25 protein-coding genes are annotated in these 25,701 nt (G+C 58.7%); 11 read left to right on the top strand and 14 right to left on the bottom strand.

Going from position 1 to position 25,701, the window contains the following annotated elements; translation table 11 throughout:
• Positions 1–2 precede the first annotated feature (2 nt).
• From selB to KHQ23_RS06165, 5 genes are all read right to left on the bottom strand, one after another.
• Positions 3–1,844 carry a selenocysteine-specific translation elongation factor gene (gene selB, locus KHQ23_RS06185; protein WP_004173923.1) on the bottom strand — a complete coding sequence of 614 codons (1,842 nt, stop codon included), beginning with the start codon at positions 1,842–1,844 and terminating at the stop codon, positions 3–5.
• Positions 1,841–3,229, bottom strand: a complete 1,389-nt coding sequence (gene selA, locus KHQ23_RS06180) for an L-seryl-tRNA(Sec) selenium transferase (protein ID WP_004152042.1) — start codon at positions 3,227–3,229, stop codon at positions 1,841–1,843. The genes selB and selA overlap by 4 nt, the downstream gene beginning before the upstream one ends.
• Positions 3,230–3,334: 105 nt before the next feature.
• The gene (locus tag KHQ23_RS06175; protein ID WP_004152043.1) at positions 3,335–3,943 is read right to left on the bottom strand and encodes a glutathione S-transferase; all 609 of its coding nucleotides are present in this window, start codon (positions 3,941–3,943) and stop codon (positions 3,335–3,337) included.
• Positions 3,944–4,049: 106 nt separating this feature from the next.
• Positions 4,050–5,186, bottom strand: coding sequence for an HlyD family secretion protein (locus KHQ23_RS06170; protein WP_002922393.1), 1,137 nt, complete (start codon positions 5,184–5,186; stop codon positions 4,050–4,052).
• Between the two features lie 3 nt (positions 5,187–5,189).
• A complete protein-coding gene (locus KHQ23_RS06165; RefSeq protein WP_004152044.1) occupies positions 5,190–5,558 on the bottom strand; it encodes a DUF3302 domain-containing protein in 369 nt (122 codons plus the stop codon).
• Positions 5,559–6,096: 538 nt separating this feature from the next.
• Here KHQ23_RS06165 and mtlA point away from each other — a divergent pair.
• The 3 genes from mtlA (at position 6,097) to mtlR (ending at position 9,849) form a co-directional block, all read left to right on the top strand.
• Complete coding sequence (gene mtlA / locus KHQ23_RS06160; protein ID WP_002922397.1) at positions 6,097–8,004, top strand: PTS mannitol transporter subunit IICBA; 1,908 nt, start codon at positions 6,097–6,099, stop codon at positions 8,002–8,004.
• A gap of 100 nt (positions 8,005–8,104) precedes the next feature.
• Positions 8,105–9,253 (top strand): mannitol-1-phosphate 5-dehydrogenase, encoded by a 1,149-nt coding sequence (mtlD, locus tag KHQ23_RS06155; protein ID WP_015959133.1) that lies wholly within the window; start codon positions 8,105–8,107, stop codon positions 9,251–9,253.
• Complete coding sequence (mtlR, locus tag KHQ23_RS06150; protein WP_002922401.1) at positions 9,253–9,849, top strand: mannitol operon repressor MtlR; 597 nt, start codon at positions 9,253–9,255, stop codon at positions 9,847–9,849. Before mtlD ends, mtlR begins: the two co-directional genes overlap by 1 nt.
• On the opposite strand, the gene KHQ23_RS06145 is transcribed toward mtlR, so the two are convergent.
• Entirely contained in the window at positions 9,838–10,062 is a 225-nt protein-coding gene (locus KHQ23_RS06145; RefSeq protein WP_002922402.1) for a hypothetical protein, read from the bottom strand. The two genes, mtlR and KHQ23_RS06145, sit on opposite strands and share 12 nt — an antisense overlap.
• Positions 10,063–10,334: 272 nt before the next feature.
• Here KHQ23_RS06145 and KHQ23_RS06140 point away from each other — a divergent pair, with 272 nt between their 5' ends.
• From KHQ23_RS06140 to trmL, 5 genes are all read left to right on the top strand, one after another.
• Positions 10,335–10,697 (top strand): YibL family ribosome-associated protein, encoded by a 363-nt coding sequence (locus KHQ23_RS06140; RefSeq protein WP_002922410.1) that lies wholly within the window; start codon positions 10,335–10,337, stop codon positions 10,695–10,697.
• A gap of 285 nt (positions 10,698–10,982) precedes the next feature.
• Positions 10,983–12,638, top strand: coding sequence for an L-lactate permease (lldP, locus tag KHQ23_RS06135; protein ID WP_002922413.1), 1,656 nt, complete (start codon positions 10,983–10,985; stop codon positions 12,636–12,638).
• Complete coding sequence (gene lldR / locus KHQ23_RS06130) at positions 12,635–13,408, top strand: transcriptional regulator LldR (RefSeq protein ID WP_002922415.1); 774 nt, start codon at positions 12,635–12,637, stop codon at positions 13,406–13,408. Before lldP ends, lldR begins: the two co-directional genes overlap by 4 nt.
• Positions 13,408–14,592, top strand: a complete 1,185-nt coding sequence (gene lldD / locus KHQ23_RS06125) for an FMN-dependent L-lactate dehydrogenase LldD (protein ID WP_002922420.1) — start codon at positions 13,408–13,410, stop codon at positions 14,590–14,592. Before lldR ends, lldD begins: the two co-directional genes overlap by 1 nt.
• Before the next feature lie 92 nt (positions 14,593–14,684).
• Entirely contained in the window at positions 14,685–15,158 is a 474-nt protein-coding gene (trmL, locus tag KHQ23_RS06120; protein ID WP_002922423.1) for a tRNA (uridine(34)/cytosine(34)/5-carboxymethylaminomethyluridine(34)-2'-O)-methyltransferase TrmL, read from the top strand.
• 81 nt (positions 15,159–15,239) lie between these two features.
• Here the strand turns inward: trmL and cysE are convergent, their stop codons facing one another.
• The 5 genes from cysE to KHQ23_RS06095 form a co-directional block, all read right to left on the bottom strand.
• The gene (cysE, locus tag KHQ23_RS06115) at positions 15,240–16,061 is read right to left on the bottom strand and encodes a serine O-acetyltransferase (RefSeq protein WP_002922426.1); all 822 of its coding nucleotides are present in this window, start codon (positions 16,059–16,061) and stop codon (positions 15,240–15,242) included.
• Positions 16,062–16,134: 73 nt separating this feature from the next.
• Entirely contained in the window at positions 16,135–17,154 is a 1,020-nt protein-coding gene (gene gpsA / locus KHQ23_RS06110) for an NAD(P)H-dependent glycerol-3-phosphate dehydrogenase (protein WP_002922427.1), read from the bottom strand.
• A complete protein-coding gene (secB, locus tag KHQ23_RS06105; RefSeq protein ID WP_002922428.1) occupies positions 17,154–17,621 on the bottom strand; it encodes a protein-export chaperone SecB in 468 nt (155 codons plus the stop codon). The genes gpsA and secB overlap by 1 nt, the downstream gene beginning before the upstream one ends.
• Positions 17,622–17,681: 60 nt before the next feature.
• Positions 17,682–17,933 (bottom strand): glutaredoxin 3, encoded by a 252-nt coding sequence (gene grxC, locus KHQ23_RS06100; protein ID WP_002922429.1) that lies wholly within the window; start codon positions 17,931–17,933, stop codon positions 17,682–17,684.
• 104 nt (positions 17,934–18,037) lie between these two features.
• Positions 18,038–18,469 carry a rhodanese-like domain-containing protein gene (locus KHQ23_RS06095; protein WP_047693995.1) on the bottom strand — a complete coding sequence of 144 codons (432 nt, stop codon included), beginning with the start codon at positions 18,467–18,469 and terminating at the stop codon, positions 18,038–18,040.
• Between the two features lie 246 nt (positions 18,470–18,715).
• Between KHQ23_RS06095 and gpmM the strand changes: the two genes are divergently transcribed.
• The 3 genes from gpmM to KHQ23_RS06080 are packed head-to-tail and all read left to right on the top strand — an operon-like array spanning position 18,716 to position 22,492.
• Positions 18,716–20,260: a 2,3-bisphosphoglycerate-independent phosphoglycerate mutase gene (gene gpmM, locus KHQ23_RS06090; protein ID WP_047693997.1), complete on the top strand. Its 1,545-nt coding sequence runs from the start codon at positions 18,716–18,718 to the stop codon at positions 20,258–20,260.
• A 9-nt stretch (positions 20,261–20,269) separates the two neighbouring features.
• Positions 20,270–21,541, top strand: a complete 1,272-nt coding sequence (gene envC / locus KHQ23_RS06085) for a murein hydrolase activator EnvC (protein ID WP_002922458.1) — start codon at positions 20,270–20,272, stop codon at positions 21,539–21,541.
• 3 nt (positions 21,542–21,544) lie between these two features.
• The gene (locus KHQ23_RS06080) at positions 21,545–22,492 is read left to right on the top strand and encodes a divergent polysaccharide deacetylase family protein (protein WP_002922459.1); all 948 of its coding nucleotides are present in this window, start codon (positions 21,545–21,547) and stop codon (positions 22,490–22,492) included.
• Positions 22,493–22,497: 5 nt separating this feature from the next.
• On the opposite strand, the gene KHQ23_RS06075 is transcribed toward KHQ23_RS06080, so the two are convergent.
• From KHQ23_RS06075 to kbl, 3 genes are all read right to left on the bottom strand, one after another.
• Entirely contained in the window at positions 22,498–23,286 is a 789-nt protein-coding gene (locus KHQ23_RS06075; RefSeq protein ID WP_004186125.1) for a glycosyltransferase family 2 protein, read from the bottom strand.
• A gap of 168 nt (positions 23,287–23,454) precedes the next feature.
• Positions 23,455–24,480 carry an L-threonine 3-dehydrogenase gene (gene tdh, locus KHQ23_RS06070; RefSeq protein WP_002922461.1) on the bottom strand — a complete coding sequence of 342 codons (1,026 nt, stop codon included), beginning with the start codon at positions 24,478–24,480 and terminating at the stop codon, positions 23,455–23,457.
• Positions 24,481–24,492: 12 nt separating this feature from the next.
• Entirely contained in the window at positions 24,493–25,686 is a 1,194-nt protein-coding gene (kbl, locus tag KHQ23_RS06065) for a glycine C-acetyltransferase (RefSeq protein ID WP_002922462.1), read from the bottom strand.
• Between the last annotated feature and the right edge of the window lie 15 nt (positions 25,687–25,701).

Raw genomic sequence — 25,701 nt, 5'->3', positions numbered from 1 at the left:
GATTACCGGAACAATGCCTTATCGCGCAGGATATGATCGTTGCCGCGACGGCGGGTGAAGCCAATCCGATCGAAATACTCCAGGATCTGGATCGCCAGCTTCCGCCCTACGTTTAAGGTATCGCGGAAATCCGCCGCGCAGGTTGAACCGCGCAGCCGATCCAGCTCGCGCACCCGCTGGGCGAACTGCACAATGCGATCGTTGCGGTAGTAACGATCCTTGACGATCGCGGTAATCATCCCCTGCTGCGCCGCCTGGCGCAGCACCGCGCGCATCAGTGACTCTTCAACATGGACTTCGCGCGCAAGATCGCGCACCCACCACGGATCGTCGCCGAACAGAGTCTCCACCTTCTGCCAGACCGCCTGCTGCTCGTCGGTAAACCCGGCTTTATGCTCCGGCAAATGCAGCCAGCCGTGATGGCTGTGGACTAAGCCGCTCTCGCGCATCTGCTCAATCAGCAGCAGCACCAGCGCTTCATCTTCCATCGGCAGCGCGATGCGGCGCAGGCGCTCCCGGCCAGGGCCCGGCTCGTCTCGATGCTGCTCATGGTAGCGCGCAAGGGCATCCAGCAATTTTCGCTGCCAGCGGGCGGCAAGCGGCGCGCTAAGCAGGCGCTGTCCGGCCTGCAGATAGTCCGGTCGCTGGATCAGGGCCGCCATTCCGGCTTCGCTGAGCTGCCGCGCCCAGGCGAAGTGCTCAAGCCGGACGGCATCCCGCTGCAGATGCAGCTCCAGCGCCTGCGCATCGTCAGCGCCGACCGCTGCCAGGGCGTGCAGCCACTGCAGATATTCCGGTTTACGTTTGCCGCGACGCGGAGGATCCAGCGTCACCACCCGTGCGCCCGCCAGCGTCAAGCGAGCAGAGATATCGCGGAGCACCAGCCGGTCGTTATCCGCCAGCCACAGCGGAGTATCCAGCACCAGCTCCGCCAGGTTGCCCTCAAGGAGCGACACCCGGCCGGTAATGTGGCTGGCAGCATGGTGAATATGCAGCGGCTGCCACTGGCTGAGCGGCGTATGGCACTGCAGCTCGACAATCACCCGTTCTGCTGGCTCCGGCGGTGGTGAGGAGAGCAGCCAGTCGCCGCGGTGCACTGCCTCTTTTTGCGCATCGCCGACAATATTCAGCGCAATGCGCTGTCCGGCGTGCGCCTGCTCAACCGCTTGATTCTGGGCATGCAGGCCGCGGACGCGCATCGGCGTGTTGACGCCGGTAAGCCACAGGGTATCCCCGACCCGTACTTCGCCGGAGAGCGCCGTCCCGGTGACCACCAGCCCCGCGCCTTTGACGGTAAAAGCGCGATCCAGCGCCAGGCGAAACCGCTGCTGCTGCGGGCGGGGGCGCTCCGCAAGCTGCAGCAGATGGCTGCGCAGTTCCGCAATACCGATGTTTTCCGCCGCCGCGGTGGGAAAGAAAGCGACGGCGTCAAAGCCCAGCTCGCCCAGGGTCTGCTCGACCTCAGCCTGAACCTCCGCCACCCTGGCGGCCGCCACGCGGTCCGTTTTGGTCAGCGCCACGGTCAGCGTCGGCTTTCCGGTCAACTGCAGGATCGCCAGGTGTTCGCGGGTTTGCGCCATCACCCCGTCATCGCAGGCCACCACCAGCAGCGCATGGTCAATACCCCCCACCCCCGCCAGCATGTTGGACAAAAACTTTTCGTGCCCGGGAACGTCAATAAATCCCAGCACCCGCCCGTCCGGCTGCGGCCAGTAGGCATAGCCGAGATCGATCGTCATTCCCCGCGCTTTCTCTTCCGGCAAACGATCGGCATTCACGCCGGTTATCGCCTGCAGCAGCGTCGTTTTGCCGTGGTCAACATGTCCAGCGGTGGCAATAATCATCGTAACAACATCTCCATAAAGCGGGTTTCATCTTCCAGACAGCGCAGGTCCAGCCAGAGCCGACCGTCATAAATGCGGCCAATCACCGGACACGGCAGCGCGCGCCAGCGGGCCGCCAGCGCCTCCAGCCGGCTACCGCGGCCGTCATGCGGGGTAAAGGTCAACGCCGCGCTGGGCAGGCGGTCGACGGGTAACGAGCCGCTGCCAATCTGCGACTGGCAGGCTGCCACGCTGACGGCAAAATCAGCATAGTGTGCCGCCAGGTCAGGCTGCAGGCGTTCAGCCAGCCGGCGGATCTCCTCCGCCGGACGGGTGAGCAGGCGCAGCGTCGGCAATTTCTCCCTCAGCGCCTCCGGGTGCTGATAGAGGCGCAGCGTAGCCTCCAGCGCCGCGAGGGTCATTTTATCGGCGCGCAGGGCCCGCTTCAGCGGGTGGCTTTGCAGCTGGGCAATCAGCGCGCGTTTGCCGACGATAATCCCGGCCTGCGGGCCACCGAGCAGCTTGTCGCCGGAGAAACTGACCAGGCTCACCCCGGCGGCGATCATCTCCTGCGGCATCGGCTCCTTTGGCAGGCCATACTGACTGAGATCCACCAGCGACCCGCTGCCCAGGTCGGCTACCACCGGAACATCCAGTTCGCGACCAATGGCCGCCAGCTCCGCTTCGTCGACGGCTTTGGTAAAGCCCTCAATACTGTAGTTGCTGGTGTGGACCTTCATCAGCAGCGCGGTATTGTCATTCACCGCCTGGCGATAATCTTTGGCATGGGTGCGGTTGGTGGTACCCACTTCGTGCAGCTGACAACCCGCCTGACGCATCACATCAGGAATGCGAAATGCGCCGCCGATCTCCACCAGTTCGCCGCGGGAAACCACCACTTCGCGGCCGCTGGCGGTGGCCGCCAGCATCAGCAGAACGGCCGCCGCGTTGTTGTTCACGATACAGGCATCTTCCGCGCCGGTGATCTGGCACAGCAGATCGGCAATGGCGCGATCGCGATGGCCGCGCCCGGCGTCGTCGAGATCATATTCGAGCGTCACCGGCGCGCGCATCGCGCTGGCAACCGCCTCCACGGCCGACTCCGCCTGGATGGCGCGCCCCAGATTGGTATGCAATACCGTACCGGTGAGATTAAACACCGGACGCAGGGCGCTCCGCTGGCCGGCGGTGAGCCGCTGCTCACAGGCGTGCAGCCAGTCATGGCTCCAGTCAGGCAGTGTCTGACACTGGCGGATCTGTTCCCGCGCCTCGTCCAGCATCTGGCGCAGCTGCGTCACCACCTGCGAATGGCCGTGCTGCGCCAGCAGGGAGGAAAAAGCGGGGTCGCGGAGTAAGCGGTCAATGGCCGGAAGCCGGGTATAAAGCGCACGAATTTCGGTAGTCATGAATGGGCCTGGCGGTAAGTTATTTTCCCCCCTCCCGACGGGAGAGGGAGTCAACAATCAGCGGCGATTGTAACGCCTCCTTGCGCAAACTGTTACCTGCCTGGGTCAAGTCCGCGGCGGTTCGGTGCGCGCAAAGCTGGCGCGCTGGAACAGCGCATCCACCAACTTCACCAACTGCGGCCGGGTGGCGCACCAGCCCGGCGCCACCCGGCGAAAGTTCAGGTAGGCAATGGCGCAGGCCGTAGAGATGGTCGCCAGATTGACCTCGTCACCGCGTAGCGTTCCGTCCGCCGCGCAGGCTTCCAGCCTGTCGAGGCCGCGCGCCACTTTCTCCCGCTGGCGGAGCAGCTCTTGCTCTGACTGTTGGGCCGCAGGGCGAGCTTTTTCGCGCACCAGCGCCTGGGCGGCCTCCATCACCCCATCTGCCAGCGCCTCAAGCTGGCGCATCCTGAGAGCGGCTCTGGGGTCGGCGGGGATCATCGGCGGCGCCACGCCCAGCAGCTCCAGATACTGGGCGATGACCGGGGAGTCAAACCAGCACTCACCGTCGTCCGTCACCAGCGCCGGTACCTTGCCCAGCGGGTTATAGCGCGCCACACCGTTGCTTTCGCTGTAGGGGGATTCGTTGACAAACTCAAAAGGGATGCGCTTTTCCAGCAGGATCACCGATATTTTGCGCACAAAGGGACTGGTGTAGCTGCCGATCAGTTTCATAGCCTGCTCCTTATCGCCAACAAATTATCGCCAACAAAGATATGAGTATGGCTCAGGGCGAGGTAAAAGGCAGGTGAGCATCCCGCTCAACCTGCCGCCGATCGCATTAATGGTCGAGATAGAGGTAGTGCATCCAGCTGGTCATCCGCAGCAGCACTTTACGCATCACCGAAACGTGGGCGAAATGGTCGGAGTAGACCGCCACCTGCGCATAGATGCCATCGGGTAGTGCATCGATTTCGGCATTCGGATCGAGCTCAATGGTCGCCAGCACGCCATCGCTGCCCGGCGTCACGGTCAGCGACTGCAACGCCCCCTGCGCCTGATAGGTTCCCCCCGGCACCACCGGTAAAATGCTCACCAGTTTGCCGTGGAATACCTGTCCGGGCAGGGCGTTAAACACCGCTTCCGCGTCGTCGCCTTTCTCCAGCCTTAACAGGGAATTTTGCCGAAACTGGGCGACGATCAGCCGTTTTTGCTCGGGGATAAACACCATCACCGGACGCAGCGGCAGCGAGGCGGCATAGGTCCCCGGACGGATCAGCACCTGGGTGATATACCCATCGCTTGGCGCCCGCACGGTGGTCTGATCGAGATTATATTTCGCCTCCGCCAGCTGGGCGCGCAGGCTGGCCACTTGCGACTGCTCGCCGTTGATCATGCTGTCCAGCTGGCTCTGGATCTGCGCCTGCTCCGCCACCGACGCCTTGACCAGCGCGTCCTGGGCAAGGTAATTCTGCCTGGCGTTATCGATGTCGCTTTCCGAGAACGGGTTCACCCGCGCCTGGCTCCCTTTCAGGTAGCGCTGATAGTCCTTGTATAAGCGATCGCGTTCCGCCGACACGCGGGTGGTGTTGGCCTGGGCTTCAGAGAGCTGCGCTTTGAGGGTGTTAATACTGTGCAGCGCCGTCACCAGGTCGGCCTGCAGACGGTCGACCCGCGCCTGATAGCGCGCCGGGTCAATAGTAAAAAGCACCTCACCCTTTTTGACGCGCTGATTCGCTTTGTCGGTGACGCTGTTAACCACTCCGGTAACCTGCGGCGTAATAGGAATAGATATCACCGCCTTTTGCGCCAGAAAGGTGTAAGGGTGGTTATAGTTCATTAATAAAATAAGCGCGCTAACAATAAATACGCCCCCCAGCGCCGCGGTAGGTACCGTCCATTTATTTACCGGTATTTTGAAGATTTTAAATATCGACCAGGCGATGGCCACGTAGGTCAAAATTATCAACAGATCCATAGATTATTTCTCCGCCGCAGAGGTGGACTGCGGCCGCTGGATGGCCGCCACCTGGTGTTCAAGGTCGCTCAGTCGTTGGCGAAGCTGTTGTATATCGGTCTCTTTTTCAGGTTCGTCAGGGGCCGTATTCGCCTTATGCTGCATGCCCCAGCCGCGCTCAGGCTGGTACAACGTGGCCCAAATCCATAAAAACGGCCAGATGACGTGGAGAGTAAAAAGACTGACCCATCCGGCGACATGAATAGCATCGGAATGAGGGTGGTTGCGTTTTTTGGCGATCAAATAAGGAATATCGTGAATAATGATAATCCCATAAAAAATGACCAGAAAAACGAAGATCAGAACGCCCAGCGCAAAATAATTGAGAAACATAATTCCCTCGGCTTTACGCTAATAATTTATATGAATTTTATTCACGACCCACTGACATTCGGGCCGCTATTTTGAGCATAATTCACGCCTTTCATTTTTGCCATCCGGCGTAAAAAAGTTATTCGGCAGTTAAGGTTGCTTAGTTACAGAGCCATCTCGCCCTGGCCGCAAAACCGGGCCGAGATCACAGCGGCGTAAACCCCTCGCGAAATTCTTTGTGATCAAAATCACAAACAAACAACAAAAACACGAAACAAAAATGTGACAAATATCACACATAAAGGCAGATCAGCGGCTAAAAAGGCGCTGTGTTGTTTTTTTACACAGTAATTTTGTGATCATCATCACTAAAAAACCCTCTTAGCCCCCTATATTCATGTGATCCAAATCACATAAAAGGGCGCTGGCTGGACAGCTAAACGATTCAGTGCCAGATTTCGCACTATCAATCAGGGCCCGGCTACCTCTGCCGCCACATTAACAACAAACCTCGGGCTTTAAGCCTGCGCGCTACGCAAAACAGAAGAAGGGGTGTTTTATGTCATCCGATATCAAGATCAAAGTGCAAAGCTTTGGTCGTTTCCTCAGCAATATGGTGATGCCGAATATCGGCGCGTTTATCGCGTGGGGTATCATCACCGCGCTTTTCATTCCGACAGGGTGGTTGCCAAACGAAACGCTGGCGAAGCTGGTCGGTCCGATGATCACCTACCTGCTGCCGCTGCTGATCGGTTACACCGGCGGTAAATTAGTCGGCGGCGAACGTGGTGGCGTGGTCGGGGCGATCACCACCATGGGCGTTATCGTCGGCGCGGATATGCCGATGTTCCTCGGCTCAATGATTGCCGGCCCGCTGGGCGGCTACTGCATCAAGAAGTTCGATAACTGGGTAGACGGTAAGATCAAATCCGGTTTTGAAATGCTGGTGAATAACTTCTCCGCCGGCATCATCGGGATGATCCTCGCCATTCTGGCCTTCCTCGGCATTGGCCCGGCGGTCGAAGTTCTGTCGAAAATTCTGGCAGCTGGCGTTAACTTTATGGTGGCGCACGACATGCTACCGCTGGCGTCTATCTTCGTCGAACCGGCAAAAATCCTGTTCCTTAACAACGCCATCAACCACGGTATCTTCTCGCCGCTGGGTATTCAGCAGTCCCACGAGCTGGGTAAATCCATCTTCTTCCTGATTGAAGCTAACCCGGGTCCAGGGATGGGCGTTCTGCTGGCGTACATGTTCTTTGGCCGCGGCAGCGCAAAACAGTCTGCAGGCGGGGCTGCTATCATCCACTTCCTGGGTGGTATCCATGAAATCTACTTCCCGTACGTACTGATGAACCCGCGCCTGATCCTGGCCGTTATCCTCGGCGGGATGACCGGTGTCTTCACCCTGACTATCCTCAATGGCGGTCTGGTTTCCCCGGCTTCCCCAGGCTCTATCCTGGCGGTACTGGCGATGACGCCGAAAGGCGCCTACTTCGCTAACATCGCCGCGATTATCGCAGCGATGGCGGTCTCCTTCGTGGTCTCTGCGGTTCTGCTCAAGACCAGCAAAGTTAAAGAAGAAGACGATATCGAAGCCGCAACGCGTCGTATGCATGACATGAAAGCGGAATCCAAAGGCGCCAGCCCGCTGGCGGCCGGTAATGTCACCAACGACCTGAGCCATGTGCGTAAAATCATCGTCGCCTGCGACGCCGGGATGGGTTCCAGCGCTATGGGCGCCGGGGTACTGCGCAAGAAAGTGCAGGATGCCGGGCTGAGCAACATCTCGGTCACCAACAGCGCAATCAATAACCTGCCGCCGGATGTTGACCTGGTCATCACCCACCGCGACCTTACCGAGCGCGCCATGCGCCAGGTGCCGCAGGCGCAGCATATTTCGCTGACCAACTTCCTCGACAGCGGTCTGTACACCAGCCTGACCGAGCGCCTGGTCGCGGCCCAGCGCCACATCGACAACGAAGTCAAAGTCACCGATAGCCTGAAAGACAGCTTTGACGATACTAACAACAACCTGTTCCAGCTGGGCGCGGATAACATCTTCCTCGGTCGCAAAGCAGCCACCAAAGAAGAAGCGATTCGCTTCGCCGGTGAGCAGCTGGTGAAAGGCGGTTACGTTGAGCCGGAATATGTGCAGGCGATGCTGGACCGCGAAAAACTGACCTCGACCTATCTCGGCGAGTCCATTGCGGTACCGCACGGCACCATCGAAGCGAAGGACCGCGTGCTGAAAACCGGCGTCGTCTTCTGCCAGTACCCGGAAGGCGTGCGCTTCGGTGAAGAAGAAGATGAAGTCGCGCGTCTGGTCATCGGCATCGCCGCTCGTAATAACGAGCACATTCAGGTTATCACCAGTCTGACTAACGCCCTGGATGACGAAACCGTGATTGAGCGCCTGGCGAAAACCACCAGCGTCGACGAAGTTCTGGCACTGTTAAATAAATAATCAGCGCTATCCAACCCTCTCCTTTGGGAGAGGGTTGGGGTGAGGGGAAAGGCCTCACCCCAGCCCTCTCAGGTGAAAACATTAATTGAAGGTTAATACTATGAAAGCATTACATTTTGGCGCAGGTAATATCGGACGTGGCTTTATCGGTAAATTGCTGGCCGACGCGGGCATCGAACTGACGTTTGCCGATGTCAATCAGACCGTACTTGATGCCCTGAATGCCCGTCATAGCTATCAGGTTCACGTCGTCGGTGAGAATGAGCAGGTGGACACCGTCTCCGGCGTCAATGCCGTCAGCAGCATCGGCGATGAGGTTGTGGACCTGATCGCTGAAGTGGATCTGGTCACCACCGCCGTCGGTCCCGTCGTGCTCGAGCGCATCGCGCCAGCGATCGCCAAAGGGCTGGCGCAGCGCAAAGCGCAGGGCACCGAACGCCCCCTGAACATCATCGCCTGCGAAAATATGGTGCGCGGCACCACGCAGTTAAAAGGCCACGTGTTTAACGCGCTGGCGGAAGAACATAAAGCCTGGGTGGAAGCGCATATCGGCTTTGTCGACTCTGCCGTTGACCGTATTGTGCCGCCATCGGCTTCCGCCACTCATGACCCGCTGGAAGTCACCGTGGAAACCTTTAGCGAATGGATTGTCGATAAGACTCAGTTCAAGGGCGCGCTGCCGACTATCCCGGGGATGGAATTAACTGATAACCTGATGGCATTTGTCGAACGCAAGCTCTTCACCTTGAACACCGGGCATGCTATAACCGCCTACCTCGGAAAACTGGCGGGCCATCAGACGATTCGCGACGCGATCCTCGACGAGAAAATTCGTGCCGTCGTGCAGGGCGCGATGGAAGAGAGCGGCGCGGTGCTGATCAAACGTTACGCCTTTGACCCGCAGAAGCACGCGGCTTATATCCAGAAAATACTTGGCCGTTTCGAGAACCCGTACCTGAAAGACGATGTTGAGCGCGTTGGCCGTCAGCCGCTGCGCAAACTGAGCGCTGGCGACCGTTTAATTAAGCCGCTGCTGGGTACACTGGAATACGGGCTGCCGCACCGCAACCTGGTGAAAGGGATTGCGGCGGCGATGCATTTCCGTAGCGAAGACGATCCGCAGGCGCAGGAGCTGGCGGCACTGATCGCCGACAAGGGGCCGCAGGCCGCGCTGGCGCAGATTTCCGGCCTGGATGCCGCAAGTGATGTCGTCGCGGAGGCCGTTAACGACTACAACGCGGAAAAATGATGCACAACCTGGCGCGGCCGACGTCGCGCCCATTACGACTCCTGTCAGATATGCAGGCAATGATGGAAGAAACACAAGCATTTGAAAACCGTGTGCTTGAGCGTCTGAATGCTGGCAAAACCGTACGAAGCTTCCTGATCGCCACCGTCGAGCTGTTAACGGAAGCGGTCAATATTCTGGTGCTTCAGGTGTTCCGTAAAGACGACTACGCGGTGAAATACGCCGTCGAGCCCTTGCTGGAGGGCAGCGGGCCGCTCGGCGATCTCTCTGTACGCCTGAAGCTGATTTATGGCCTTGGGGTGATAAGTCGTGCCGAATATGAAGACGCTGAGCTGCTGATGGCCCTGCGCGAAGAGCTTAACCACGACGGCAATGAGTACAGCTTTACCGACGACGAAATTATCGGTCCGTTCGGCGAGCTGCACTGCGTCGCCGCCCTGCCGCCAACGCCGCAATTTGATGACAGCGATGCCGAACTGCTGGCAATGCAGAAACTGCGTTACCAGCAGATGGTGCGCTCAACGATGGTGCTGTCCCTGACTGAGCTGATTTCACGAATCAGCTTAAAAAAAGCCTTTCAGAAATCAACGCTCTGATTCCGGTTCCGTCTGGTCGCAGGTCGGCCGGTAAAGCTGACGATAATATTCCAGACGCTGCAGGAACAACGCTTCCTTATCCTGAGGAATGTCTCGCGGTACATGCTGCAGACGCGGAGACTTTTTCAAATACTCCATAAACGCCTGACTGGAAGCCATAAAATCAACCGCTTTGTCGATTAAACGTGGTACGCCGTCGCCGATCTTTGCCATCACGTCCTCCTTTTGGGAATAATCTGATTAAGCATTAGCCAATTCACCAGCGTGGGTTAAGGAAAACGTGCTTATCTGCCGACAGGCTTCACAGAAATGAAATTAGAACGGGTATTAGGAGGAATATTAATAAAATTCAAATTATTAGCGATAAATGATATTGCATTCCGCGGGCGACAAACGGCGAATTTTTGATAAATAGCTATCAACAATAGCGGTCACGGCACATACTATAGGCGAATGAAGCCCCTTTATTAACAGATCAAATCACCATGAAAGAAGTCGAAAAGAATGAAATCAAGCGTCTGAGCGATCGTCTCGACGCCATCCGCCACCAGCAGGCCGAGCTGTCGCTGGTGGAAGCCGCCGATAAATATGCTGAACTGGAAAAAGAAAAAGCCACTCTGGAAACGGAGATTGAACGTCTGCGTTCCGTCCAGAGCCAGAAGCTGAGCAAAGAGGCGCAGAAACTGATGAGCCTGCCGTTCCGCCGCGCGATTACCAAAAAAGAGCAGGCCGATATGGGCAAGCTGAAGAAAAGCGTTCGCGGCCTGGTGGTTGTCCATCCGATGACCGCCCTGGGCCGGGAAATGGGTCTGAAAGAGATGACCGGTTTCGCCCGCAGCGAATTTTGATCCCCAGTCCTCTCCGTACGGAGAGGGCTATTCTGTCTTCACTCCCCCACATTTTTACCTTCAGCCGGGTCGATTGGTCCAACCAATAATTTCATCCACCCCCTGGCAGTTCACAAATCCGTCAAAACCCATCACAAACACGTTGCTTAAGAGTAACATCTGATTAACCATTCATTGTCATCAACCCTGATACCCTTAATTGGCCGGGCCAATTTTACTTTTGGTGGGATCGGCAATGAGCGCAGACTCAGCCCTCCTCTCCTGGCGGCCCGATGGAGACCCTGCATGAATCTCTGGCAACAAAACTACGATCCCGCCGGTAATATCTGGCTATCCAGTCTTATCGCATCGCTACCGATTCTGTTTTTCTTTTTTGCGCTGATTAAGCTCAAACTGAAAGGCTACATCGCTGCCACCTGGACCGTCGCAATCGCGCTGGTCGTTGCCTTACTGTTCTATAAAATGCCGGTGGACCGCGCCTTAGCCTCGGTGGTCTACGGCTTCTTCTACGGCCTGTGGCCTATCGCGTGGATTATTATCGCCGCGGTCTTCGTCTATAAAATCTCGGTGAAGACCGGACAGTTCGACATCATCCGCTCATCGATTCTGTCGATTACGCCGGACCAGCGCCTGCAGATGCTGATCGTCGGCTTCTCGTTCGGCGCCTTTCTCGAAGGGGCGGCGGGTTTCGGCGCACCGGTGGCGATTACCGCCGCGCTGCTGGTTGGTCTCGGGTTTAACCCGCTGTATGCGGCTGGCCTGTGCCTGATCGTCAACACCGCGCCGGTGGCCTTCGGCGCGATGGGCATCCCGATTCTGGTCGCCGGCCAGGTGACCGGTATCGATAGCTTCGCCATCGGCCAGATGGTGGGCCGCCAGCTGCCGTTCCTGACCATTATCGTGCTGTTCTGGATCATGGCGATTATGGACGGCTGGCGCGGCATTAAAGAGACCTGGCCGGCGGTGATAGTCGCAGGCGGTTCGTTCGCTATTGCCCAGTACCTCAGCTCTAACTTCCTTGGCCCGGAGCTGCCGGATATCATCTCGTCGCTGGTCTCCCTGGTCTGTCTGACCCTGTTCCTCAAACGCTGGCAGCCGGTACGCATCTTCCGCTTCGGCGATCTCGGCGCCTCGCAGGTGGATATGACGCTGGCCCGCACACGCTACACGGCGGGACAAGTGATCCGCGCCTGGTCGCCGTTCCTGTTCCTGACCGCCACCGTGACCCTGTGGAGCGTGCCGCCATTCAAAGCGCTGTTCGCTCCTGGCGGCGCGATGTATGACTTCGTTATCAATATTTCGGTACCATTCCTCGACAAAATGGTTGCCCGTATGCCGCCGGTGGTTAGCGCCGCGACGCCCTACGCCGCGGTGTATAAATTCGACTGGCTGTCGGCAACCGGCACCGCCATTCTGTTCGCCGCCCTGCTGTCCATCGTCTGGCTGCGCATGAAGCCGAAAGATGCGCTGACCACCTTCGCCGGGACGCTGAAGGATCTGGCGCTGCCGATCTACTCTATCGGCATGGTGCTGGCGTTCGCCTTTATCTCTAACTATTCCGGGCTGTCGTCGACCCTGGCCCTGGCGCTGGCCCATACCGGCCACGCGTTTACCTTCTTCTCGCCGTTCCTTGGCTGGCTGGGGGTATTCCTGACCGGTTCGGACACCTCGTCTAACGCCCTGTTCGCCGCGCTGCAGGCAACGGCGGCGCAGCAGATTGGCGTCTCCGATATTCTGCTGGTCGCGGCCAATACCACCGGCGGCGTTACCGGCAAGATGATTTCCCCGCAGTCGATCGCCATCGCCTGCGCCGCGGTAGGCCTGGTGGGCAAAGAGTCGGATCTGTTCCGCTTTACCGTCAAACATAGCCTGATCTTCACCTGCATGGTGGGGCTGATCACCACGCTGCAGGCCTACGTTTTAACCTGGATGATCCCGTGATAGTGATGCCTAAACGCCTGGCCGACGACGTGGCGCGTCGCGTCCGGGCGCTGATTGAAGAACAACAGCTGGAGGCGGGCATGCGACTGCCCGCCGAGCGCCAGCTCGCCGCCCAGCTCGGCGTCTCACGCAATTCCCTGCGCGAAGCGCTGGCGATGCTGGTCAATGAAGGGGTGCTGTTGAGCCGTCGCGGCGGCGGCACCTTCGTCCGCTTTCAGCATGAGCCGTGGTCAGAGCAAAACATCGTCCAGCCGCTGAAGACGCTGCTGGCCGATGACCCGGACTACAGCTTCGATATCCTCGAAGCTCGCCACGCCATCGAAGCCAGCACCGCGTGGCACGCGGCGATGCGCGCCACCGACGCCGATAAAGAAAAAATTCGTCTGTGCTTTGAAGCGACCCAGAGTGAAGACCCGGATATCGCCTCGCAGGCGGATGTCCGCTTTCACCTGGCGATCGCCGAAGCCTCGCATAACGTGGTGCTCCTGCAAACCATGCGCGGCTTTTTCGACCTGCTGCACTCCTCCGTTAAGCAGAGCCGCCAGCGCATGTATCAGGTGCCGCCGGTGTTTGCCCGCCTGACCGAACAGCACCAGGCCGTCATGGAGGCGATTGTCGCCGGCGACGCCGAGGCGGCGCGCCAGGCGATGATGGGCCACTTAGGCTTTGTCCACGCCACCATCAAACGTTTTGATGAAGACCAGGCCCGCCAGGCGCGAATTACCCGCCTGCCCGGTGACCACAATGAAAATTCCAGGGAGAACTCGTGATGATTATTTCCGCCGCCAGCGACTATCGCGCCGCCGCACAGCGTATCCTGCCGCCGTTTCTGTTCCACTATATTGACGGCGGCGCCTACGCCGAACATACCCTGCGCCGCAACGTCGAGGACCTTTCCGATGTAGCCTTGCGCCAGCGTATTTTGCGCAATATGTCGGACCTGAGTCTGGAAACGACGTTATTCAACGAGAAGCTGGCGATGCCGACGGCGTTGGCGCCGGTCGGGCTGTGCGGGATGTACGCCCGCCGCGGCGAAGTGCAGGCCGCCGGCGCGGCGGACGACAAAGGCATTCCGTTCACCCTCTCTACCGTTTCCGTCTGCCCGATCGAAGAGGTCGCCCCGACCATCAAGCGCCCGATGTGGTTCCAGCTGTATGTCCTGCGCGACCGCGGCTTTATGCGCAATGCGCTGGAGCGCGCCAAAGCCGCCGGCTGCTCGACGCTGGTCTTTACCGTCGATATGCCGACTCCCGGCGCCCGCTACCGCGACGCCCATTCCGGCATGAGCGGCCCGAACGCCGCCCTGCGCCGCTACTGGCAGGCCGTCACCCATCCGCAGTGGGCGTGGGACGTCGGCCTTAACGGTCGCCCGCACGATCTGGGCAATATCTCCGCCTATCTCGGCAAACCGACCGGGCTTGAGGATTACATTGGCTGGCTGGCGAATAACTTCGATCCGTCGATTTCATGGAAAGACCTGGAGTGGATCCGCGATTTCTGGGACGGTCCGATGGTGATCAAAGGGATCCTCGATCCGGAGGACGCCCGCGACGCGGTGCGCTTCGGCGCTGACGGCATTGTCGTCTCCAACCACGGCGGCCGCCAGCTCGATGGCGTGCTCTCCTCGGCCCGCGCCCTGCCGGCAATTGCCGACGCGGTGAAAGGCGACATCACTATTCTCGCAGACAGCGGCATCCGCAACGGGCTCGACGTGGTGCGGATGATCGCCCTGGGCGCCGACAGCGTACTGCTGGGCCGCGCTTACCTGTACGCCCTGGCGACCCACGGTAAGCAGGGCGTGGCGAATCTGCTGAACCTCATCGAGAAAGAGATGAAAGTGGCGATGACCCTCACCGGGGCGAAAAGTATCCGTGAAATCAGCCGTGATTCGCTGGTGCAGAACGCCGAAGCGCTGCAGACCTTCGATGCGCTGAAGCAGAATAACGCCGCGTAATTCTCCACGTTTTCCCTTACGCCGCCCCTCTCCCTCAGGGTGAGGGTTCGCCAAATATCTGCTATTCTGCCCCCCGCAATTAAGGGGGCAGTATGCTGAACATCGTGTTATTCGAACCAGAGATCCCGCCGAACACCGGGAATATTATCCGCCTGTGCGCCAACACGGGCTTCAGTCTGCATATCATTGAGCCGATGGGCTTCACCTGGGACGATAAACGCCTGAGACGCGCCGGACTGGACTATCACGAGTTCACTGCCGTGCAGCGCCATGCGGATTACGCGGCGTTTGTCGCCAGCGCGCAGCCGCAGCGTCTGTTCGCCCTGACCACCAAAGGCACGCCTGCGCACAGCGCAGTGAGCTATCAGGACGGCGATTTCTTGATGTTTGGCCCGGAAACCCGCGGTCTGCCGGCCAGCATCCTCGATGCCCTGCCGCCGGAGCAGAAAATCCGTATTCCGATGATGCCGGACAGCCGCAGTATGAACCTGTCAAACGCGGTGTCGGTGGTGGTGTATGAAGCCTGGCGCCAGCTGGGGTATCCTGGCGCGGTCTTGCGCAGCTAACCTGAGCGGTTCCCGGATTACGGCGCGTTGCGCCTTATCCGGGCTACATTTCTGTGCTTAGCAGCGGCAAATGGCAATACATCAAATCCCATCGCCGTACTCGAAGGTGTGGTGGATGCCATTGAAATGCTGATCCATATCCATCGCCGGCTTGTCGCTCTCCGGCTTGCCGACGATACGCGCCGGTACGCCCGCCGCGGTGGTGTGCGGCGGAACCGGCTGCAATACCACCGAACCGGCGCCAATCTTCGCGCCACGCCCGACTTCAATATTGCCGAGGATCTTCGCCCCGGCGCCAATCATTACGCCTTCGCGAATTTTCGGATGACGGTCGCCGCTGGTTTTACCGGTCCCGCCGAGGGTGACCGACTGCAGAATAGAGACGTCATCTTCAATCACCGCCGTTTCGCCGACCACAATGCCGGTGGCATGGTCGAGCATGATCCCGCGGCCGATTTTCGCCGCCGGGTGGATATCCACCTGGAAAGAGACGGAGACCTGATTTTGCAGGAAAATCGCCAGCGCGCGTCGCCCCTGAGTCCACAGCCAGTGGCCGATACGATAGGCTTGCAAGGCATGGAAACCCTTCAGATAGAGCAACGGCGTGGAGTATTTATCCACCGCCGGGTCGCGCGTGCGCACCGCCTGAATATCGCAGGCGGCGGAGGCGATCATTTCCGGATCGGCGGCGTAGGCCTCTTCCACCACTTCGCGAATGGCGATCGCCGGCATAATCGGGGAAGCCAGCTTGTTGGCCAGCATATAGCTCAGCGCGCTGCCGAGATTTTCATGCTTGAGTAGCGTTGCGTGGTAAAAACTGGCGAGCATCGGCTCACAGTCAGCCAAAGCCCGGGCTTCGGCTTTAATATTATTCCAGACGATATCCAGTTCTTCACACGGCATTGCATACTCCAGGCGATATAGTAATGACCTGCCAGTTCTGCGCTGGCAGGGTCATTCAGGTGACAAAGGAAAGCTAATTGCTGCTGCGCTCGTCCTTGCGGGCGCGACCCAATAAGGTCAATGCTGCCTCGCGCGCAATTTTTCCGCAATACAATACCTGATAAATTTCCTCGGTTATTGGCATTTCGACACCTAAACGCTGTGCCAGAACGCGAACTTCCTTGGTATTGCGGTAGCCTTCAACCACCTGGCCAATCTTGTCCTGGGCGCTCTGCACGTCCATACCCTGGCCGAGCATCATGCCGAAGCGACGGTTACGGGACTGGTTGTCGGTGCAGGTGAGCACCAGGTCACCGAGGCCGGCCATGCCCATAAAGGTTTCCGGATCGGCGCCCAGCGCCGCGCCGAGGCGGGACATTTCCACCAGCCCACGGGTAATCAGCGCCGTACGCGCATTGGCGCCGAAGCCGATGCCATCCGACATACCTGCCCCGATGGCAATGACGTTTTTCACCGCGCCGCCGAGCTGCACGCCGATAAAGTCCGGGTTGATGTAGACGCGGAAGCTTTTGCCGCAGTGCAGTAGGCGCTGAAGGTCTTCCGCAAACTGCGGATCCGTGGCCGCCAGCGAAATCGCCGTCGGCAGGCCGGCGGCCAGCTCTTTGGCGAAGGTTGGCCCCGAGATCACCGCAAGCGGAATATCATCGCCCAGCGCTTCACGCGCCACGTCCTGCAGCAGACGGCCGGTTTCGGCCTCCAGGCCTTTGGTGGCCCACACCAGCCGCGCGTCGGAACGCATCAGCGGTTTAATCTGGCGTAACACCTGACCGAATACATGGCTCGGCACCACGACAAGGATGTCGCGGCTGGCGGCCAGCGCGGTGGCCAGGTCGCTCTCAAGATGCAGCGTATCCGGGAAAGGCACATCGGGAAGGAACGCGGCGTTACAGCGATCGTGTTGCAGCGTCGCGATATGTTTCGGGTCATGGCCCCAGAGCACAACGTGGTGGCCATTTCTTGCCAGGGTGATGGCAAGAGCGGTGCCGTAAGAGCCGGCACCGATCACAGTCATTGCAGCATTAAGTGCGTTCATCAGGCATCCTGATGTTGTTCAGCACCTTCGCCAGCCTGCTGCTGCAGATAGTTCATGAACAGCGCGTCGAAGTTCACTGGCGCAAGGTTAAGTTGCGGGAAGGTGCCGCGGGAAACCAGGCTGGTGATGCACTCGCGCGCGTACGGGAACAGAATGTTCGGGCAGTATGCGCCGAGGCAGTGCGCCATCTGGGTGCCTTCGATGCCGTCGATGGAGAAAATACCGCCCTGCTGTACTTCACAGAGGAACGCGGTTTCTTCGCCCAGCGCAGCGGTCACGGTCACACGCAGCACCACTTCATAAACGCCTTCAGCCAGCTGGGTGGAGGCGGTATCCAGATCAAGTTTAACTTCCGGCTGCCAGTCTTTCTGGAAAACTTGCGGCGCGTTCGGCGCTTCAAAAGAGATATCTTTGGTATAGATACGCTGGATCTGGAAGGTCATTTCGGTGCTGTTTTGTTCTGACATAGTAAAACCCTTTCGTGTTGTCCTTAAATACGCGCTTCCGCCAGGGAAAGCGCGCAAAAATTAGCGCAAGAGGGGATCAAGTCCACCACGTGAATCAAGCGCATACAAGTCGTCACAGCCGCCAATGTGCTGCGCATCAATAAAAATCTGCGGAACCGTCGTCCGTCCGCTGCGCTGGATCATCTCCTCACGCTTCGCGGCATCGCCATCGATCGGCAACTCATGGAACGTTACGCCTTTGCTGTTCAGCAGCGCTTTCGCGCGGATGCAGAACGGGCAGGTCGCTTTGGTGTAGATCTCAATATTGGCCATGACTTCACTCCTGTTGTTACCCTGAGGGTTTTACGCCGCAGCCTGTGTTCCCTTCACGTCAGGCGTGAAGGAGAAAACGCGGCGGCATCACCACGCGAGGTAAGTTATTTGCCGCGTACCAGAGGGAGGTTTTCGCCGCTCCAGCCAGCAATGCCCTCTTTCAGTACAAAGACTTTTTCAAACCCGGCTTTGTTCAGCGCGCTGGCGGGCTCTTGCGCCTGCATGCCGGAACCGTCTACCACAATAATGGGTTGCGATTTCTGTTTTTCCAACTCGCCGACGTTATTGGCTTTGATATCGCTGGGCAGCAGGTTAATAGCGCCGGCAATATGGCCTTTACGGAAATCGTCACGCTGACGCAGGTCGACCACCACCGCATCTTCTTTATTGATAAGACGCGTCGCTTCACCACGGGTGATGACTTTAACTTTCGACATCAGCCCCTTGAAGGTGGTGAACACTACCGCACCCAGCAGCGCGATCCATGCGATGCTTAGGACCGGGTGACGGCCGATGAATTGCATAATTTCTTGCATGGGGGGTTACAACTCCCGACTAAGTGAGAAAAAAACCAGGAAAGGAGTATACCTGTGCCTTGCGGCAATTACAGCCAGTGAGCGCGATGTAATGTATTTTCTGCGGGCGGTCACGAAAAAAAAGCCGCCTTCATCATCGCCTCTGACGCCGCCCCTTCCCTTTCTTTGATCTTTCACGGGGATTTAAACGATTCAGCTGTAGTAAAATTACGCAAAATTTCTGTCTTTGAGCATGAGGTTGTCGCAATGTCGGTTTCTAAAAAACCTATGGTACTGGTGATTCTGGATGGCTACGGCTATCGCGAAGACCAACAGGATAACGCCATTTACAGCGCTAAAACGCCGGTAATGGACGCCCTGTGGGCCAAACGTCCGCATACCCTGATCGATGCATCTGGCCTGGAAGTCGGCCTGCCGGACCGTCAGATGGGGAACTCCGAAGTAGGCCACGTCAACCTGGGCGCCGGTCGTATCGTCTACCAGGACCTGACCCGTCTCGATGTTGAAATTAAAGAACGCACCTTCTTCGCCAACCCGGTACTCACCGCCGCGGTCGACAAAGCGGTTGCCGCCGGTAAAGCGGTCCACATCATGGGCCTGATGTCTCCGGGCGGCGTCCACAGCCACGAAGATCACATCATGGCCATGGTGGAGCTGGCAGCAGAGCGCGGCGCTGAGAAAATCTATCTGCACGCCTTCCTTGATGGCCGTGATACGCCGCCGCGCAGCGCGGAAAAAACGCTGGCGACATTCGAAGCCAAATTTGCCGCGCTGGGCAAAGGCCGCATCGCGTCTATTATTGGCCGCTATTATGCCATGGACCGCGATAACCGCTGGGATCGCGTGGAACAAGCTTATGATCTGATGACCCTGGCGAAAGGCGAATTCCAGGCCGATACCGCCGTCGAGGGTCTGCAGGCCGCCTACGCCCGTGACGAAAACGACGAATTCGTCAAAGCCACCGTTATTCGCGCCGCCGGCCAGGCCGATGCCGCGATGGAAGACGGCGACGCGCTGATCTTCATGAACTTCCGTGCCGACCGCGCGCGTGAAATCACCCGCGCCTTCGTCAACGCCGACTTCGACGGCTTCGCGCGTAAGAAAGTGGTTAACCTCGACTTCGTGATGCTCACCGAATACGCCGCCGACATCAAAGTCGCCTGCGCCTATCCGCCCGCCTCACTGGCTAACACCTTCGGCGAGTGGATGGCGAAGCACGATAAAACCCAGCTGCGCATCTCCGAAACCGAGAAATACGCTCACGTCACCTTCTTCTTCAACGGCGGCGTAGAAGAGCCGTTTAAAGGCGAAGAGAGTATTCTGATTAACTCACCAAAAGTGGCGACCTACGATCTGCAGCCGGAAATGAGCTCCGCCGAGCTGACCGAGAAACTGGTCGCCGCCATCAAAGGCGGAAAATACGACACCATCATCTGTAACTACCCGAACGGCGATATGGTTGGCCATACCGGGGTGATGGAAGCTGCCGTAAAAGCGGTTGAAGCGCTGGATCGCTGCATCGACCAGGTGGCTCAGGCGGTGGAATCCGTTGGCGGCCAGCTGCTGATCACCGCCGACCACGGCAACGCCGAGCAGATGCGCGACCCGGCCACCGGCCAGGCGCACACCGCCCATACCAATCTGCCGGTTCCGCTGATCTACGTCGGTAATAAAGCGGTCAAAGCGGTCAACGGCGGCAAACTTTCCGACATCGCCCCGACCATGCTGTCGCTGATGGGAATGGAAATCCCGCAAGAGATGACTGGCAAGCCGCTGTTCATCGTGGAATAATCCTTCCCCATGAGGGGAAAGGCGATGTATTCAACTACATGGATCGCAGCGGCAGTTCGATCCGTCCTTTACGCCAGCGCGCTCAGCGCTGGCGTATTGCTGTGCGCGTCATCTGCGCATGCCGACGATCGCGATCAGCTAAAGTCCATCCAGGCCGACATCGCCGCCAGGCAGCGGGCGATTAAGCAACAGCAGCAGCAGCGCGCAAGCCTGCTCGCCCAGCTCAAAGCGCAGGAAGAGGCGATCGCCGCCGCGGCCCGCAAACTGCGCGAAACCCAGGATAGCCTGAACCAGCTCAATAAGCAGATTGACGAGATGAACGCCGCTCTCGCGAAGCTGGAGCGCCAGCGCGCGTCTCAGGAGCGGAACCTCGCCGCGCAGCTCGATGCCGCTTTCCGCCAGGGGCCGCATACCGGCATCCAGATGGTGCTCAGCGGTGAAGAGGGCCAGCGCAATCAGCGGATGCAGGTCTATTTCAGCTATTTCAACCAGGCCCGCCAGGAGACTATCGCGGAACTGAAGAAAACGCGCGAAGAGATGGCGGTGCAAAAGTCGATGCTCGAAGAGAAGCAGAGCCAGCAGCAGACGCTGGTCTACGAGCAAAAAGCTCAGCAGGCGAAGCTGGAGCAGGCGCGTAACGAACGGAAAAAGACCCTTTCCGGACTGGAATCCTCCATTCAGCAAGGTCAGCAACAGTTAAGTGAATTGCGGGCTAACGAATCGCGCCTACGCGGTCGTATCGCCCAGGCGGAGGCTGCCGCCAAAGCCCGAGCCGATCGGGAAGCACGCGACGCGCAGGCGGTGCGCGACCGCCAGCAGGAAGCATCGCGCAAAGGCACCACCTATAAACCAACGGAAAGCGAGCGTTCGCTGATGTCACGCACCGGCGGGCTGGGCTCGCCGCGCGGTCAGGCGTTCTGGCCGGTTCGCGGTCCGCTCCTTCATCGATATGGCGAACAGCTGCAAGGTGAACTACGTTGGAAAGGGATGGTTATCGCCGCGTCTGAAGGCACCGAAGTCAGAGCCATTGCCGATGGTCGGGTCATTCTGGCCGACTGGCTGCAGGGCTATGGTCTGGTGGTGGTGGTCGAACATGGCAAAGGCGACATGAGCCTGTATGGCTATAACCAAAGCGCGCTGGTCAGCGTTGGTACCCAGGTGCGTGCCGGCCAGCCTATCGCGCTCGTAGGCAGCAGCGGCGGTCAGGGCCGTCCGTCGCTCTATTTCGAAATTCGCCGCCAGGGTCAGGCGGTCAATCCACAGCCGTGGTTGGGAAGATAAGTTTTGCTTCAATTTCGCGCAATTGCTCTTGCCGTAGCCGGTTCGCTGGCTCTGGCGGCGCCAGCGTTCGCTGGCAAACTCTCCATCGTTATTGACGATTTTGGCTACCGCCCGCAGACCGAGAATCAGGTGCTGGCGCTGCCGGCAACTATCTCCGTCGCCGTGCTGCCGAACGCGCCGCACGCCCGGGAAATGGCCACTAAAGCGCATAATCAGGGCCATGAAGTGCTCATCCACCTGCCAATGGCACCGCTCAGCAAACAGCCGCTGGAAAAAGACACCCTGCGTCCCGAAATGAGCAGCGAGGAGATCGAGCGCATTATTCGCGAGGCTTACGGCAAAGTCCCTTACGCCGTCGGGCTGAATAACCATATGGGCAGCGCGATGACCTCCAACCTGTTTGGCATGCAGAAGGTGATGCAGGCCCTGGAGCGCTACAATCTCTATTTTCTCGACAGCGTCACCATCGGCAACACCCAGGCCATGCGCGCCGCGCAGGGTACCGGCGTGAAGGTGATTAAGCGCAAAGTGTTTCTCGACGATACGCAGAATGAAGCCGATATCCGCAACCAGTTCAATCGCGCCATCGCCCTGGCGCGGCGCAACGGTTCGGCGATAGCCATTGGCCATCCGCATCCGACGACGGTGCGGGTGCTGCAGCAGATGGTCTATAACCTGCCGCCGGATATCACGCTGGTGCGCCCGAGCAGCCTGCTCAACGAGCCGCAGGTCGACAACTCGACGCCAAACTACGCCCAGCCGCCCGCGCAACAAACGCAGCAGAAGCCGCGTAATCCGTTCCATGGCGTGAAGTCTTGCAAACCGAAGCGCCCGCTGGAGCCTGTGAACGCCAGTCGCTTCTTCACTATCCTCAGCGATAGCATCAGCCAGAGCGCGCTGATCCAGTACTATCGCCTCAAATGGCAGGGCTGGGACAACCCCGGCAACTAGACTACTCAGGGGTCCGTTCGCTTTTGCGCGACGGGCGCCTGGTTATCTTCGTGGGCGTACCACGCCTTAAAATATTTCAGAAAGCTGTAAAACGTCGCGTACAGGCCGGTCACCACGCCGACCTTGCCATAGCGCCACGCCCCGCTAAACAGATACCACTTAAAGAAAGCGCCAATGGCGCTGACGATCCCCCGCGTCAGCGAAGGTTTGATCTGCTGGTACTTCACCAGCCGGGTGGTATAGCTGTTCAGCTTATTAAACACTTCATGCAGCGAATAAAAGGTATCGTGGCGAACGAAGCCCGGCAGCCTGACGGAGCTCGCGTGTCCGACCACCTGGTCATCCACCGGCCGATCGTTAAACCGCGCCTGCTGGCGGTTAAAGAGCCGCACCGGATAATCCGGTGAGGAAATGGGGTAGATAGTCCGTACCTGTTTGCCTAGCACAAACCAGTAGCGCGGCAGACGCCAGGCGCAGGTCGGCTCAGGCTCCTCCCCCGCTTTTAGCGCCTGAATGGCCGCCACCACGTCATTATCAAGAATTTCGTCGCTGTCCATGCACAGCACCCAGTCATGGCTGGCCAGTCCGATGGCATAGTTCATCTGCGCGCCGTGGGCTTTATAGGCATGGTGATGGACGGTGAGACCAAACTGCTGGCAAATAGCGACGGTTTCGTCGGTACTGCCGGAGTCGACGACGATACATTCATCGGCCACCTTCAGCAGAGGCGGCAGCACCTCCATCAGCAGGCGCGCAGAGTTACAGGTCAGTAAGCATACGGAGAGTTTAAGCATGATAGTTACAAAGTTAAACTGCGACTAAACACACTGTATAAGCGAATAACCGTAAAATCGATGTAGAAATTGTGCGCTTAATATTAAGCAGGCTAAAAATGTTATCCAAATCTAAATTAAGGCGCCCGCAGGCGCCTTTTTTGCTGATTTTTACGCCAGCATGGGGGATTAGTCCCAGCTCAAAACCACTTTACCGGACTGGCCGGAGCGCATCGCGTCAAAACCTTTCTGGAAGTCATCAATGCCGAAGCGGTGGGTGATGATCGGTGAGAGATCCAGACCAGACTGGATCAGCGCCGCCATCTTGTACCAGGTTTCGAACATTTCGCGACCATAGATACCTTTGATAAACAGCCCTTTGAAGATGACCTTGGTCCAGTCGATGGACATATCCGACGGCGGGATACCCAGCATCGCGATACGGCCGCCGTGGTTCATGGTATCCAGCATGCTGCGAAACGCCGGCGGCGCGCCGGACATCTCCAGACCCACATCGAAACCTTCGGTCATCCCCAGCTCGGCCATCACGTCATTAAGGTTCTCTTTGGCCACGTTCACCGCGCGGGTAACGCCCATTTTGCGCGCCAGCTCAAGACGGTACTCGTTGACGTCGGTGATCACCACGTTACGCGCGCCGACGTGTTTCGCTACCGCCGCCGCCATCACGCCAATCGGACCGGCGCCGGAAACCAGCACGTCTTCCCCGACCAGATCGAAGGAGAGCGCGGTGTGCACCGCGTTGCCGAACGGGTCGAAGATAGACGCCAGGTCATCAGAGATATTGTCGGGGATTTTAAAGGCGTTAAAGGCCGGGATCACCAGATACTCAGCAAAGCAGCCCGGGCGGTTGACGCCCACGCCTATGGTGTTGCGGCACAGATGGGTGCGGCCCGCGCGGCAGTTACGGCAGTGGCCGCAGGTGATATGCCCCTCGCCGGAGACGCGGTCGCCAATCTTAAAGCCGCGCACTTCCTGACCAATCCCCACCACTTCGCCGACATATTCGTGACCGACCACCATCGGCACCGGAATGGTCTTCTGCGACCACTCATCCCAGTTGTAGATGTGCACGTCGGTCCCGCAAATGGCGGTCTTGCGGATTTTAATCAGCAGATCGTTATGGCCGACTTCCGGTTCCGGTACGTCGGTCATCCAGATGCCTTCTTCCGCTTTCAGTTTGGATAACGCTTTCATCTCATACCCTTATTAGGCGATGACGCCCAGTTGTTTGCCGATGCGGGTAAAGGCTTCCACCGCACGCTCAATTTGTTCAGGGGTATGCGCCGCCGACATCTGGGTGCGAATACGCGCCTGGCCTTTCGGTACCACCGGATAGAAGAAGCCGGTGACATAGATCCCTTCTTTCTGCAGCTCGCGGGCAAAGTTCTGCGCCACCACCGCTTCGCCCAGCATCACCGGAATGATGGCGTGGTCGGCGCCGGCCAGCGTGAAGCCTGCCGCGGTCATTTTTTCGCGGAACAGACGCGCGTTAGCCCACAGGCGATCGCGCAGGTCTGCCCCCTCTTCAACCATCTCCAGCACTTTGATGGAGGCGGCCACGATGGCCGGCGCCAGAGAGTTGGAGAACAGATACGGACGGGAGCGCTGGCGCAGCCACTCAACCACCTCTTTGCGCGCGGCGGTGTAGCCGCCGGAGGCGCCGCCCAGCGCTTTACCCAACGTGCCGGTGATGATATCGACGCGCCCCATCACATCGCAGTATTCGTGGGAGCCGCGGCCGTTTTCGCCGACGAAGCCGACGGCGTGGGAGTCATCGACCATCACCAGCGCATCGTATTTATCCGCCAGGTCGCAAACGCCTTGCAGGTTGGCGATCACGCCATCCATCGAGAACACGCCGTCGGTGGCGATCAGCACGTGACGCGCGCCGGCCTCGCGAGCTTCTTTCAGACGCGCCTCCAGCTCTTGCATATCGTTGTTGGCATAGCGGAAGCGCTTCGCTTTACACAGACGCACGCCGTCGATGATCGAGGCATGGTTCAGGGCGTCGGAGATAATGGCGTCTTCCGGGCCGAGCAGCGTTTCAAACAGGCCGCCGTTGGCGTCGAAGCAGGAAGAGTAGAGGATCGCGTCTTCCATACCGAGGAAATCGGCCAGTTTCTTCTCCAGCTGCTTATGCGTATCCTGGGTGCCGCAGATGAAGCGTACCGAGGCCATCCCGAAACCGTGGCTGTCCATGCCGGATTTCGCCGCGGCAATCAGTTCCGGGTGGTTCGCCAGACCCAGATAGTTATTGGCGCAGAAGTTAATCACGTGGCTGTCGCCGACGGTAATGTCCGCCTGCTGCGCCGAGGTGATGATGCGCTCTTCTTTGAACAACCCTTCGGCCCGAGCGGTCTCCAGATTGCTAGTTAACTGTTTGTAGAAATCACCACGCATTGCAACTCTCCAGAT

The organism is Klebsiella sp. 64 (assembly GCF_018223915.1).
Lineage (GTDB): Bacteria > Pseudomonadota > Gammaproteobacteria > Enterobacterales > Enterobacteriaceae > Klebsiella > Klebsiella pneumoniae.
This window is presented reverse-complemented; position numbering and strand designations above follow the sequence as displayed.

Coding starts and splice junctions, on each gene's coding strand:
- selB (WP_004173923.1), bottom strand. CDS start 1,844: ATGATTATTGCCACCGCTGGACATGTTGACCACGGCAAAACGACGCTG.
- selA (WP_004152042.1), bottom strand. CDS start 3,229: ATGACTACCGAAATTCGTGCGCTTTATACCCGGCTTCCGGCCATTGAC.
- KHQ23_RS06175 (WP_004152043.1), bottom strand. CDS start 3,943: ATGAAACTGATCGGCAGCTACACCAGTCCCTTTGTGCGCAAAATATCG.
- KHQ23_RS06170 (WP_002922393.1), bottom strand. CDS start 5,186: ATGGATCTGTTGATAATTTTGACCTACGTGGCCATCGCCTGGTCGATA.
- KHQ23_RS06165 (WP_004152044.1), bottom strand. CDS start 5,558: ATGTTTCTCAATTATTTTGCGCTGGGCGTTCTGATCTTCGTTTTTCTG.
- mtlA (WP_002922397.1), top strand. CDS start 6,097: ATGTCATCCGATATCAAGATCAAAGTGCAAAGCTTTGGTCGTTTCCTC.
- mtlD (WP_015959133.1), top strand. CDS start 8,105: ATGAAAGCATTACATTTTGGCGCAGGTAATATCGGACGTGGCTTTATC.
- mtlR (WP_002922401.1), top strand. CDS start 9,253: ATGCACAACCTGGCGCGGCCGACGTCGCGCCCATTACGACTCCTGTCA.
- KHQ23_RS06145 (WP_002922402.1), bottom strand. CDS start 10,062: ATGGCAAAGATCGGCGACGGCGTACCACGTTTAATCGACAAAGCGGTT.
- KHQ23_RS06140 (WP_002922410.1), top strand. CDS start 10,335: ATGAAAGAAGTCGAAAAGAATGAAATCAAGCGTCTGAGCGATCGTCTC.
- lldP (WP_002922413.1), top strand. CDS start 10,983: ATGAATCTCTGGCAACAAAACTACGATCCCGCCGGTAATATCTGGCTA.
- lldD (WP_002922420.1), top strand. CDS start 13,408: ATGATTATTTCCGCCGCCAGCGACTATCGCGCCGCCGCACAGCGTATC.
- trmL (WP_002922423.1), top strand. CDS start 14,685: ATGCTGAACATCGTGTTATTCGAACCAGAGATCCCGCCGAACACCGGG.
- cysE (WP_002922426.1), bottom strand. CDS start 16,061: ATGCCGTGTGAAGAACTGGATATCGTCTGGAATAATATTAAAGCCGAA.
- gpsA (WP_002922427.1), bottom strand. CDS start 17,154: ATGAACGCACTTAATGCTGCAATGACTGTGATCGGTGCCGGCTCTTAC.
- secB (WP_002922428.1), bottom strand. CDS start 17,621: ATGTCAGAACAAAACAGCACCGAAATGACCTTCCAGATCCAGCGTATC.
- grxC (WP_002922429.1), bottom strand. CDS start 17,933: ATGGCCAATATTGAGATCTACACCAAAGCGACCTGCCCGTTCTGCATC.
- KHQ23_RS06095 (WP_047693995.1), bottom strand. CDS start 18,469: ATGCAAGAAATTATGCAATTCATCGGCCGTCACCCGGTCCTAAGCATC.
- gpmM (WP_047693997.1), top strand. CDS start 18,716: ATGTCGGTTTCTAAAAAACCTATGGTACTGGTGATTCTGGATGGCTAC.
- envC (WP_002922458.1), top strand. CDS start 20,270: ATGAGGGGAAAGGCGATGTATTCAACTACATGGATCGCAGCGGCAGTT.
- KHQ23_RS06075 (WP_004186125.1), bottom strand. CDS start 23,286: ATGCTTAAACTCTCCGTATGCTTACTGACCTGTAACTCTGCGCGCCTG.
- tdh (WP_002922461.1), bottom strand. CDS start 24,480: ATGAAAGCGTTATCCAAACTGAAAGCGGAAGAAGGCATCTGGATGACC.
- kbl (WP_002922462.1), bottom strand. CDS start 25,686: ATGCGTGGTGATTTCTACAAACAGTTAACTAGCAATCTGGAGACCGCT.